General features: G+C 47.5%; 11 protein-coding genes. 5 read left to right on the forward strand and 6 right to left on the reverse strand.

Annotation, left to right across the window (positions count from 1 at the left end):
- Positions 1–165 precede the first annotated feature (165 nt).
- From IEW66_RS06715 to IEW66_RS06725, 3 genes are all read left to right on the forward strand, one after another.
- The gene (locus tag IEW66_RS06715; RefSeq protein WP_229657544.1) at positions 166–1,479 is read left to right on the forward strand and encodes an MFS transporter; all 1,314 of its coding nucleotides are present in this window, start codon (positions 166–168) and stop codon (positions 1,477–1,479) included.
- A gap of 85 nt (positions 1,480–1,564) precedes the next feature.
- On the forward strand, positions 1,565–3,349 hold the full coding sequence (locus IEW66_RS06720) for a thiamine pyrophosphate-binding protein (protein ID WP_188681471.1): 1,785 nt from the start codon (positions 1,565–1,567) through the stop codon (positions 3,347–3,349).
- Between the two features lie 4 nt (positions 3,350–3,353).
- On the forward strand, positions 3,354–4,820 hold the full coding sequence (locus tag IEW66_RS06725) for an aldehyde dehydrogenase family protein (protein ID WP_188681472.1): 1,467 nt from the start codon (positions 3,354–3,356) through the stop codon (positions 4,818–4,820).
- A gap of 1 nt (position 4,821) precedes the next feature.
- Here IEW66_RS06725 and IEW66_RS06730 read toward each other — a convergent pair whose 3' ends face one another.
- On the reverse strand, positions 4,822–5,826 hold the full coding sequence (locus IEW66_RS06730; RefSeq protein WP_188681473.1) for a zinc-dependent alcohol dehydrogenase: 1,005 nt from the start codon (positions 5,824–5,826) through the stop codon (positions 4,822–4,824).
- Positions 5,827–5,842: 16 nt separating this feature from the next.
- Positions 5,843–6,214, reverse strand: a complete 372-nt coding sequence (locus IEW66_RS06735) for a cupin domain-containing protein (protein ID WP_075056499.1) — start codon at positions 6,212–6,214, stop codon at positions 5,843–5,845.
- Positions 6,215–6,414: 200 nt separating this feature from the next.
- Between IEW66_RS06735 and aroQ the strand changes: the two genes are divergently transcribed.
- The gene (gene aroQ, locus IEW66_RS06740; protein ID WP_188681474.1) at positions 6,415–6,852 is read left to right on the forward strand and encodes a type II 3-dehydroquinate dehydratase; all 438 of its coding nucleotides are present in this window, start codon (positions 6,415–6,417) and stop codon (positions 6,850–6,852) included.
- Positions 6,853–6,894: 42 nt separating this feature from the next.
- On the opposite strand, the gene IEW66_RS06745 is transcribed toward aroQ, so the two are convergent.
- Complete coding sequence (locus IEW66_RS06745; RefSeq protein ID WP_162509226.1) at positions 6,895–7,548, reverse strand: helix-turn-helix domain-containing protein; 654 nt, start codon at positions 7,546–7,548, stop codon at positions 6,895–6,897.
- A gap of 1,015 nt (positions 7,549–8,563) precedes the next feature.
- Here IEW66_RS06745 and IEW66_RS06750 point away from each other — a divergent pair.
- Positions 8,564–9,130, forward strand: coding sequence for a hypothetical protein (locus IEW66_RS06750; protein ID WP_075056501.1), 567 nt, complete (start codon positions 8,564–8,566; stop codon positions 9,128–9,130).
- Between the two features lie 1,017 nt (positions 9,131–10,147).
- Here the strand turns inward: IEW66_RS06750 and IEW66_RS06755 are convergent.
- The 3 genes from IEW66_RS06755 to IEW66_RS08695 all read right to left on the reverse strand — a co-directional run bounded on the left by IEW66_RS06755 (position 10,148) and on the right by IEW66_RS08695 (position 12,035).
- The gene (locus IEW66_RS06755) at positions 10,148–10,441 is read right to left on the reverse strand and encodes an NAD-dependent epimerase/dehydratase family protein (RefSeq protein ID WP_075056502.1); all 294 of its coding nucleotides are present in this window, start codon (positions 10,439–10,441) and stop codon (positions 10,148–10,150) included.
- 518 nt (positions 10,442–10,959) lie between these two features.
- Positions 10,960–11,346: a glycosyltransferase family 4 protein gene (locus IEW66_RS08690; protein WP_229657545.1), complete on the reverse strand. Its 387-nt coding sequence runs from the start codon at positions 11,344–11,346 to the stop codon at positions 10,960–10,962.
- Between the two features lie 251 nt (positions 11,347–11,597).
- Complete coding sequence (locus IEW66_RS08695; RefSeq protein ID WP_229657546.1) at positions 11,598–12,035, reverse strand: glycosyltransferase; 438 nt, start codon at positions 12,033–12,035, stop codon at positions 11,598–11,600.
- Between the last annotated feature and the right edge of the window lie 57 nt (positions 12,036–12,092).

Genomic DNA, 12,092 nt, shown 5'->3' on the forward strand with positions numbered 1-12,092 from the left:
TCGGTTTGAACATTGTAAATGGAAGAAGATATTTCAGTAAAGATCCCTCGGGAAATGTCCATCAAGCAAAGCCGATTGCCATTATATTTTCCTCCATTTTCTATCTGCAATTTCTTCTAATGTATTTGAAATGGGATATAAATAAAGCTTGCTCCATGTTAGAATATGGCTGAAAAATTGACAGAGGTTAAGAATGCAAATAGGCCGGTAGGGCACATACGGTGGACGATAGTCCTCATGGTCTTTGGCTTCATAACGTTCGACTATATAGACCGTGGGCTTGTCACCTCAGCGCTTCCGGTGCTGACAACGGAATTCCATCTCAGCCCACTGCTTCAAGCAGCAATCGGAGACGGATTCACCTACGGATATCTTATAATGAATCCAGTAGTAGGATACATACTGGATCGCTATGGGGCGAGGCTTTCAGTGACGAGATTTGGGCTTGGATGGGGCGCAGTGCAGACCATAACCGCCGGAGCTTTCTCGGCAGCCTATCTGGTCATAGCGAGGGTGTTCCTGGGAATAATGGAAGCCGTAGGTTTCCCTGGGGTCACAAAAATTACCGCGGAATGGATGCCTAGACAGGAAAAGGCAAGAAGTGGAACCATAGGGGACAGCGGTGTCAACGTTGGAATAATACTCGGCTCCCTTCTCCTCCTTGGGGTCGACCTAATCATCCCATCCAGCATTGCATGGAGGTATGCGCTACTTATAAGCGGTATCCTGACCATCCTGCTTTCCTCTGCGCTGATCTTCATACTGTACGATACGCCTGAAAAGCATCCTAAAATCAGCAAGGAAGAACTTGACTATATAAGATCGAACCAGGAGAAAGCTGTTGAGCAGGTAAAGGCACCAGTGTCCAGCTGGTTCAGGACCAGCGATTACTGGGGTTCCATGATGGGGCTCGGTGCACAGGCTGGTATATTCTTCGGTCTCCTTACATGGCTTCCACTCTACCTCTATGAGGCCAGGCATTTTACACTCACATTCACGCTGGCCTACACGGCACTGATATGGGGCTTCGGATTCATAGGAGAGATAACCGGCGGTTTCGTCATAGACTACATAAACAGGACTCGCGGCCCAAACACCGGAATGAAGGTTGGCTTCACAGTGAGCTCGCTCGGCGTGACGTTCGGTCTCTTGGCAACAGCATTGGCAAGATCGCCTATCCTCGCAGTTGAGATCCTTGCGGCGACCTTCTTCTTCCTGAGGTGGTCTGGCATACAGTGGGCTGTAAGCTCATTCCTCGTACCCAAGGAGTATGCAGGACAGTGGGGTGGCCACATAGGATTCTGGGAGACGCTGTGGGGCATAATTGTACCTCTGGCCTTCGGGGAGTTGCTGTCTGTTACGCACAAGTATACGCCCGGGATATACATGTTTGTGCTCATTGGCATCGTCTACTTCGTCGGCACAGTAATATTTACCAGGTACCGCCCACTGATGTTGAAAACGGCTGTTCCCTCTTAGGGACAGCATTTAACCTTTTTTGATACCTTTTTGGTTTAATGCATTAGATAACAAGTATATTAACAAATTTCGGTTTCTTTTTCATATGGCATCAGAGAAAATTGCTAAATCTGGAGCGGATATAATAGCCGAGTATCTCGAGAGAAATGGCGTTGAGTATGTCTTTACTCTGACAGGCCATACAATATTGAGTCTGTATGAAGCGATAAGAAAGACGAAGATAAAACTCATCGCCGTCAGGCACGAACAGATAGCAGCGCATGCCGCTGATGGTTATTTCCGGGCATCCCATAAGCCAGGCATCGTGATAACACATATCGGTCCGGGACTCCTCAACGCCACCACTGGTGTTGCCACGGCGGCACTCGATTCATCACCACTCATAGTAATATCTGGAGACGCCCCGTCCGTTTATGAGGGAGCTGGACCACACCAGGAAATAAACCAGGTCACCGATCTGTCCCAGTATCTTGTATACGTTCCCTTTGTAAAGCGGGCTTGGAGAGTAAACCACGTGGAAAACATAGAGAGAATAATGGATCGTGCCTTCTCAATAGCTCTGGGTGGCAGGCCCGGAGTCTCGCTCGTTGATGTACCGATGGATATATTCGCATTAAAAACTGACAAGCATAGCCTATACACCACCAGGCACAGCCTGAACGAAGCCAGGTTTGCACCGGATCATGAGACCATAGAGAGAGCCGTTGATTTTATACTAAAGCATAAAAAGATACTCATACTGGCAGGCGGTGGTGTCAGGCTATCGGAGGCAGGCAGGGAGATTGCTGATCTGTCAGAGGCTCTGAACGCTCCAGTGGTTTCGACCATGGGAGGTAAGGGAACCTTTCCGGAGCACAATGAACGTGCGCTGGGCTTTCTCGGTGGCTGGGGGAACCCCTATGCCAACAGGGCATCGCTTGAGTCTGATCTCATAATAGCCGTCGGCACGAGGTTTGGAGAGGTAAATTCCAGCTCATGGATAGAGGGCTACACCTTTGATTTCAGCAAGACCCATTTGCTGCGCATAGATATTGACGAGAAGGAAAGATCAAAAGATTATCCGGAGGATATGTTCCTTCAGGGCGATGCCAAGACCACCCTGTCAGAGATCATCGCCGAACTGAAGAAGAGATCTGCCGCTCGGCCTGCTGCAAATTCAAGCTGGTACTCTGAGTTGAGAAAGGGCCTTGATGACTATTACAGGGACTTCATGAACTGTGAAATGGGCAGCGACAAGATAAAACCAAATTACGTAATACGTGTTCTCCAGGAGCTGATGGATGAAGACCGTTCCATATCGCTGATCACAGACGTCGGCTGGAGCAAGAACGGCATAGCGCAATATTTCAGGATAGACGATCCCCTGAACTTCATCACCCCAGGAGGCCTGGCGACCATGGGCTTTGCCCCAGGGGCGGCTGTCGGCTTCAAGATTGGAGCTCCAGACAGGAAAGTCATCGCAGTTGTTGGTGATGGTGGCTTCAGCTCAGCCATATCAGCGCTCTTCACTGCCGTTCAATACAGCATCCCTGTTGTTTTTCTGGTCATGAACAACTGGAGTTTCGGCACCATTCAGGGACTGCAGAGGTCATACTTTGACAGGAAATTCATAGGCACTGCCTTCACGGGTTCCGGAACTGATCTATACAATCCAGATTTCGTGAAGATAGCAGAGGCGTCCGGAGCCCTGGGATTTGATGTGAAGAACGGATCAGAACTCAAGGCTACTGTCAGAAAGGCCCTCAACGGAGGCAGACCTGCTGTCATAAACGTTCCAACCGATCTTGAACCCGATGTGCCGATAACAGGCCATTGGTCAATAACCGATATCTATGCGGGCAACGTGAAATACATGTTCGATAGAAGGTGAAGGAATGATAAACGCAGATCCTTACATAAACGGCGAATTTGTCAGATTCCCAAGCAGGAAGAAAACCATAAATCCTGCAACAATGCAGGGGGTAACCGAATACAGCGAGGTGGATGAAGGAGGAGTGGAGAAGGCCCTTGCCTCAGCTGAGCATGCGTTCAGATCATGGAGCAGGACAAACGTGACCGAGAGGGCGGTATTTTTGAAGAAGGCGGCTGATTACATAGATGCACACAGACAGGATATAGCAGAGCTTATAACGGATGAAGAGGGAAAAACAATTGGTGAAGCCCTCAACGAGGTTAACAATGCCTACAAGGTCCTCTATTATTACTTCGGAGAGGGCAGACGCGTCACCTCTTACGTGGTTCAGAGCGAACAGAACGAGGTCTTCGCAGGAACGATACGCATGCCACTCGGTGTTGTATACGTTGTGAGTCCGTTCAATTCGCCATTCTCTATCCCATTCTGGAACATAGCTCCGGCTCTGCTGCATGGCAATACAGTGATATTCAAGCCCTCAAGCATAACCACGGGCGTCGGTTATATGGTATCAGTGGCGTTCCATGCGGCAGGCATACCGCCGGGAGTTTTCAATACCCTCTTCGGAAATTCGGACATGATATCGCAGAAGATACTCTCCAGGGAATCTGTCCAGGCCTTCGCATTTACTGGCGGAACTGAGGTCGGCAATAAGCTCTCAGAGATCAATGGCAGGTACAAGAGGAGGCAGATACTGGAACTTGGAGGAAAGGATCCGGCGATCGTGTGCGCTGATGCCAACCTGGACCTTGCCGTGTCAAGTCTGCTGTTCGCCTCATTCAGCAATGCCGGACAGAGATGCACGGCCGGATCGAGGATAATAGTCGAAGAAAAGGTTTACGATGAATTCAAGAAGAGGTTCGTGGAGGGTGTAAAAAAAATAAAGGTGGGGTATGGAAAGAACAGGGACGTGAAGATGGGCCCAGTGGCAGGCCACAGGCAGTATTCCAAGGTTAAATCGTACATCGAAGACGCAGTAAATCGTGGTGTGACCCTTGCTACACAGAGGAGGGAATACGCAGAGAACCCTGAGGGCTATTTCATCTATCCCACCGTCTTCTCAGAGGTTGACAAGGACGATGTTCTGTTTCAGGAAGAGATATTTGGCCCTGTTGCAGTCCTGACGCCTGCAAGGGATGTGGATGAGGCAATAGAGCTGGCAAACCACACGAAGTATGGCCTAGTATCTGCAATATACACAACCGATGTCAGAAAGGCGTTCAGGGCGATAGACGAAATACATGCTGGCGTTACTTTTGTAAACCAGGGCCCAACTGGCATAGAATATTCCCTTCCCTACCTCGGACATAAGGAATCTGGATTTGGGGAGGAACTTGGCCTCACATCTATAATGAATTACACCAAGACGAAGAGCATATACATAGACTATTCCTACAGTGAAAGGCCATTTTTCTGGGATCTAAAATAGATTAAATTTTTAAAACTAATTTTATGTCTGCGGAGTTCAGTATCCGTGATCTGAGTTCACCGACGATCCTTTGTGCATCGGCAACAGCGACGGTCTTGGCCAGGGCATCAACGTTATTGTAAAGGATCTCCCTGGCCATCACAAAATCATTCGGTATGTATATTATCGACCCGTGCAATGTCATCTCCCTCCTGACCAGATAGGCCTGATGCATGGCATACTCCTGCGATTCAAGGCCGTTTATGACGAATTCAGATCCAGAGGCTACCATTTCCGAAAGATGCTCGATCTCTGAAATTGTCTCTGCTGACCCCACCGTATCAAGCACGCAGACAGGATCAGTGGAATATCCAATGGCCTCTTCCAGGCTACCGTAAACGCTATCCACATGTTCCCTGAGCTCGGATACCTTTCTTTCGATCTTCTCAACGATGCGGACGTCATTGAACCCGAGATATCTGGCAGTTATGTACGATGATATTCCAACGCTTCCTCCCCCGATTATTATAAGACGGCGATCTCTGCTGGTAAACTTCCTGATGGCATGCACGGCAACGGCGATCGGCTCGATAAGTGGCGCGATCTCCGGATCTATTCTGTTGTCCACACGTATGGTGAACTTCGGATCAACATCGAAAAACTCCTGCATAGCTCCCTGGGCGTTGACGCCTATGCTGACCTTGTTCTTGCACGTGTTGTAATGGCCATGGCGGCAGTCTTCACACTCTCCACAGTAATAATTGGGCAAAACAACTATCCTGTCTCCCTCACCCAGGTGATCTCCGGCAAGATCCAGCCCATGGCCTTCCAGTATTTTCCCGGTTATCTCATGTCCCATTACCAGTCCATTGTAGACCTTACGCTTACCGGAAAGTATTGATTTATCCGACCCACATACACCTATGTAGTCTGGCTTTATCCTGATGTTTGGCGCCTGAAGAGGCTGGATGTCGCCTGACACCTTCTCAAAGCTGCCCTCAGCCTGATGGTAGATGATCCGCCACATATGATTCACAGATGCCTTAATCCTTTGGGAGCTCGCCCGGCGGAGTATAGGCCCAGAACAGAATGAGGGTCTCACTTCCCGTGTTCACGTGCCTGTGCATTACTCCCTTTGGAATAAACATGTAGTCGAACTTCTTGAACTTGGCCTGTTCATTGCCGCTGTAGACGATTCCTTCTCCCTGAATTACGAAGTCTATCTCCTCGGACTGCGGGTGGTTATGCATAGACGATGACTCGCCTGGCTCAAAATAGGTTATGCCAGAGACGAAATACTGCGAATTGACCAGATCCTTATCTATAGCCCTGAAGACTTTCCTTATGTATCCTTCCTTATCTCCAAGCCATATCTTCTTGCCATCCTTGATAGGGTCTATCACTTTTATTTCCATTCTTTCACCATATGATTAAACCGTTGTTTCTATATTACCGTTGATTATAACCTGTTAGAACTTCTATGCAAGCGGAACCCACATTTCAGGGCATGCAATGATTGACAATGACTATCTATTTGGCGTTCGATCAGCCACCTCAACGGAAGGTCTATCCTGTTTGATGCAAACTTAAAATATATCCCATTGCCTTAACAATCATGAAGAAGATTCTGGTTTTACATGGGGTAAACCTGAACATGTTCGGTAAAAGGGATCCGAATGTATACGGAACGATAACGCTTGACGAGATAAACGATAAGATCAGAGAACTCGCTAAGGATCTTGGAGTGGACGTGGATATATTTCAGACCAATGATGAGGGAAAGATGTGCGAGCGTATCCACCGGGCTTCAATGGAGGATATTGACGCGGTTGTTATAAATGCCGGAGCATGGACGCACTATAGCTACGCCATAAGGGATGCGCTGGCCATACTGAAGGTACCAATCATAGAGGTGCATATGTCTAATATACACGCGAGGGAAGAATTCAGGCACACATCCGTCATAGCACCCATAGCGAAAGGGCAGATAACCGGGTTCGGCGTTGGAAGCTATCTCCTGGGACTGAGGGCTGCCGTTGAATATTGCCAGTGATCATCGGAATATGACATCTCCGGTTCTGAGCTTCACATAGGGTCACTTGCTGAATAGGGACCTCATAACCTTCCTTTCGGCATTACGAATGTGATACAGCACCGTTGGTTTTGACAATCCAGTATCCCTCGATATATCTTCTAGGCTGAACTGCCGGGGCCAAGTGTAGAAACCTGAGGTGAATGCTGCCCTTATGATCTTCTTCTCAAGCGGCGTTAGATCCGTCACGAGTACATTGCTGAACAGAGATTTTATATTGTCAATGATGGAATCGCCATCCCTTATCCGGAGGTAATCCATAGTGACCACATCATTATGGGACTTCACCGCATCTATTATGTAATCAAGGCTCTCCTTTGTGAAGAGCAGCACATTAAACGTTTCTATCCCACCATCGGCGTAGGTTGGAAAGATAGGAATGCCACCATTGGCCGTTATGGATGGTATTATGCCATGAGAATGCTTCACGCCTGTTATGAATGTGTATAGTTTGCCCTTCACTATTGAAAAATTCTCAAAATCCTTGCTGAAGGCCTTTTTCATGTCCACAACATCATTTGCCACGGTAAAGGCGACTATGTAATTGAAATTTGATGAACTGTTCACCGCATTGATCGAGATTATTTTTTCTCCAGCCTGTGAAGCAGCTCTGGAGAGCCCGCAATCACTTTTTATGGAGAAATTCATAAAGTACATATACACTAATCACGCACACGTTATTTATATGTTATGTTTTAGTTCCCATTAAGATCCCAGCCCACCATGTCTGCTGAGATCATATATATAAAATATCGATCATTAAGAAACACTCTTTGACCAGCTGCTTAGGATAACGTGGCAAGAAAAGGAACATAGCGAGTAATATTGTTCCAAATATCAGACTTGTTCCGAATATTTCAAGATGGCTTTTTATGCCAAATATAGAATACCAAGTGATCGGTCCATAATTGAATGTATGTATGACTGACATTACGTTACCGATGATAGAGAACTGGAAGAAGCGGTCCCTTAATAAAGATACACGGCAGTATTCCTGGATGCAATGTTCTTCTTCCTCGGGAGGGATACGGTACAGAAGGAATGCAAGATATTCGCCATGGGTATAAGCGAATACGGACACTATGAGATATACAGCTTACAGGAAGGCTCCCATCAATCTGCATGAAAGCGGAGTGGAAGAACCTCTGCTGGTCGTAGAGGATGGTTTGCCTGGAATAGAAGGGGAGATAAAACAGTTCTATCCAAGGGCGGACTTTCAGCTATGAACCTTCGAATCCAAGATACGGGTATCCGACAGGAGCGAAGCTAACAGTGATCTTAGGGAAATATTCCTTTCCGGATCCAAGCACGAGGCGATCAGGGTGCCCCGATGAGTTCAGGAATAAGTGGTCACCGAAGTACCCGAAACCGGTATGCAGCATGGAGAAGAATTTAAGGATCGTTATTGAAACACTATGAATACCCAAAATTTATCCGAAGGTTGGTACATTCCACTAATATATTATAAATAGGGTGTTCTCACATTTCCCAGATGACTCGACGCGTGCCTAAGATCATCAGGCAGAGTTAAGCGAGTTTCCAATACTGTAGATTTCCAAGAAAGGTTTGTGTACAAACTTGTGGTGATATCAAGCATCGGATCGATAGGGGAGAGATGTGATGAAGCTAAATCGCTGAGCGCTATAACATGAGACCCCCTATAATATAAAGAATGAACGAGGAAATACGGAGAAGGATCAAAATAATCACTTCAATAACATCTTCGTATGAGAGAGAAGGAATTTTAGTTTTCCTAGGAGATGCAACCGAGACTGACCTAATGGCACTAAAAAATACTCTGCATGTCCTATCAGATGGGCATTTTAGAAGAATAGATTATTTCGGAAATAGGGAATTGGGTAAAAGATTTGAAGAAGCGTATAATATAGAAATGAATTTTATAGGTAAGGTGGATAGGGAAGAACTCATAAGGCAGTATGCTTCCCACGCCTTAACGATCGCACCCATATTTAATTGTAACTTTGAAATTTTGAAATGGTACCTATTCAGAGTCTGCTTTCTGGAACGCCTGTCATCAGCTTCACCACAGCCCTTTATGGAAGTAACCGGTAAATGCGAGATGGTTGCCAACATAAACAATCCCGGTGAGATGAGGAGAAAATCTAGGATATGGCATGAAATCGATAACAGACAGAGGAAGAAAATTAAAGAGACTATCTTAGAAAAGATGGACTCTGAAAGGGTTGCGAGGGATCTTATGACCTTCCTGGTGACGTAAGCAGTGGTTGAGCTAAATACCCGAGTGGCCCCCGCTTTGTCTATGGCGAGTGCCTTCCAGTATCGATTCTGAACCCAAAACGCGAGGCACACTTCCAGACACTGTGCTGAAGGTGTGCCGTTTAATCTAGAAGCTACAGGGAAAACAAAATCACCTGCGACATATGGACAGTGCTCTTTTCTTTGGTGTCGATACGAGAACGGACGCACTATCGAGTTCTGTTAACCTTTAGGACACAAACTGACCATATCTCGAACGACGAGATCATTTCGATTTCGATATGCATTGCCAAATGTAAGTTAATGCATAAATGAGTAAGGCAGTGAGCATTCTGATGGCCCTAACGAGGGTTAGGGAGCCAGGCAGCTGCGCTCGATCCTTCCGGAATTGCCAGATATTTAAAAGGAAAATTTATCCTTGGACACTCTGGTTTCTGTTTAACATTTATCCTCAACTTCCCATTCACCTTCCTACTCGTGCCCAGCACTACTGTGCTCTTCATTATGAGATCCTTGGACCTGCATTAATAACAACATAATCTGCTGCAACGAATACGTAGCTCAGATCGATCCTAATCCTCCTTTCGGCGTGGGGAACACAGAGGAAGACAGACAGCCTTGCAGTCGAAGGAGGTTTGAAGGATGACGAAGCCTATCCTATCGCGAGCACTATCAAGCCCCATTCCTGAACTCTGGATCTAAGATCGGCACCCTGCCCGATAAGAGAGCATTAATCTTATCCCCGAAGATATTGATGCCCACCACACTGTTACCCTAGTTCGCCAGGCATATAGGTGTGACAAGACCTACTTAACCGAGGGCGACCACGCCTGTTCTCAATCTGCATTCTGCCTCATCCAATAGATCGCCATCATGAGCCCCTCGTCAAGACCGATATTAGACTCCCATCCAAGCAGTCCCCTTACCGTTGTTATGTCAACTACCAACCTGTCAGGATCGTCCTTTCTCCTATGCTTTTATACGAACTGGGCCCCGAACAACAAAGATACCTTATCCCCTATGTGAGTTTCAAGATCTTAACCTCCTTTAGCGACCCAGCATTGGGTATCTCGCTATACAGGCTGTCCCTGATTATCACTGACCAAGTAACCTGTAGCAAGTCTTGGACATATAAGAACGCCATTGTCTCCATTCCGCCACCTTGTAACGTTATGTCCTCGTGACTCTGGGCCGAGTATATGAACCTCTGCACCACACGTCCGTAAACGCCATCAGTCCTTGTCCAGAGGCAGTAGAAACTGAACTGCCGCTGTATCCTCGTGTCCAGGCCATAGCTCCTGTGGTACGCCATTGTAAGCGCTCCGGAAGAACACTTACGTTGGTCTTAGTATCTCCTGGCACCCCAAGTATCTCAAACAGCCGTAGCAGCTCTCGGGTGTCGGTACCACCTGAGCACCGCCGTAAGTTTTCAAAGAGAAGGCGTACGAGAACTTGGAATCATGCGCTCTTGCCGGTACAGGCAGGTGATATGCGCCCAGTGAGTTGGATGTAAACGTTTCTACGGGCTTGATGTGTGGTCATCTGGCGACAGGCTAGGCGCCAGGTGGGCTATGCAGTCGTACCTATCATCTATGTCTGTTTCCTCAACTTTGCCCCTAATGATCCTGACCCTTTGCGGGACATTGTCCCTTCAGTACGTTGAGAAATTATCGATGACCTTTACGTAGAACCCTTCCTCAAATGCCTTTTCCGCTAGGTGTGAGCCGATGGAGCCGTTCCCGCCAGATTTAAGGATCCTCTCCATCCCGGCGTGATAAACCTGTTACATATTTGATTTTTATGTGACACTGCATATGCGGGCGATAAATGTCATTCAGGCACTCCATCCCCCCTCAGCATCTGCGACCACTTCCTTGCCGTCTCGTCCAAGGTGAAGCGCTCCGCGAACTCCCTAGAAGCCCTTGAGAACCTGTCCAGATTACCTATTATATCTAGTATCCTATCCGGGAATTCACTAATGTTATTGACTAGGTAACCGTTGTAGCCATCCTGTATGACGTCAACAAGCCCGGGTACACGGAAGGCCACGGTCGGAGTGCCAGAAGCACAGGCCTCAATCACAGAGTATCCCCAACCCTCAGTCACGGAGAAGTGCAGGTTCACCCATGATTCCCTCAGTAGCCTAGCTAGCTCTTGATCGCTTACCCTGCCGGTGAACACTATGTTGTATCCCTTATCCCTTACCATCTCCCTCATTTCGTCCAGTAGAGTGCCATTCCCTACCACAAACAAGGTTAGATCTGGAACACTACCTAGAAGGGATTCGTAAACAATCTATTGCGTACATTGGCCCCTTGTGGGCCCTGAACCCCCCAAAGTAAATGAGCTGGGGGTGCTTTACTTTCTCGCCCGGGTGGAACAATTCCAGATCCACTCCTGGAGGTATTCTTATTATGTTCTCTCCCCTAACTCCCAGCCATTTGAGATCACTTTCGGATGTCCTCGATTCAGTAACAAAGTGCTCGTTCCCGTAAATCCAGGGATACAGGCGTTCGATGAAGGATATGGTGCGTGCCAAAATTAAATTGACCTGCCCCGGAAGAGATCTGGCATGTAGGTGACGGAAGAATACGATAACTTTCTTTTTTTGTGAACCAAGGCGAACACCACGGGATAGCGTGGCCTAGGTCATCGATTATCACATCTGGATCGATCCTCCTGATCATCCTGCCGACGAGCAGGTGGGCCACCACGTTCCCCCTGATCCTGTGTATCTTTACTCCTTCGATCTCCTCAAAGGGCATCAGGTTTCCTGGATTGACGGATACTACGTTCACTTCAACTCCCATCTTAACGAGGCGTCTGCCCACCTCGTAAATGGTCCTCTCCGCCCCTCCGGCCCTCGGGTGCCTGATGTCCCTGTGCGCGAACCACAGAACCTTCACATCGCGGTTAAAGGCGAAGTCAGTAATTGCTGTTTCCTATCAGTGCATGCTAACAAT

The organism is Thermogymnomonas acidicola (assembly GCF_014646795.1).
In the GTDB taxonomy this organism is placed as follows: Archaea; Thermoplasmatota; Thermoplasmata; order Thermoplasmatales; family Thermoplasmataceae; genus Thermogymnomonas; species Thermogymnomonas acidicola.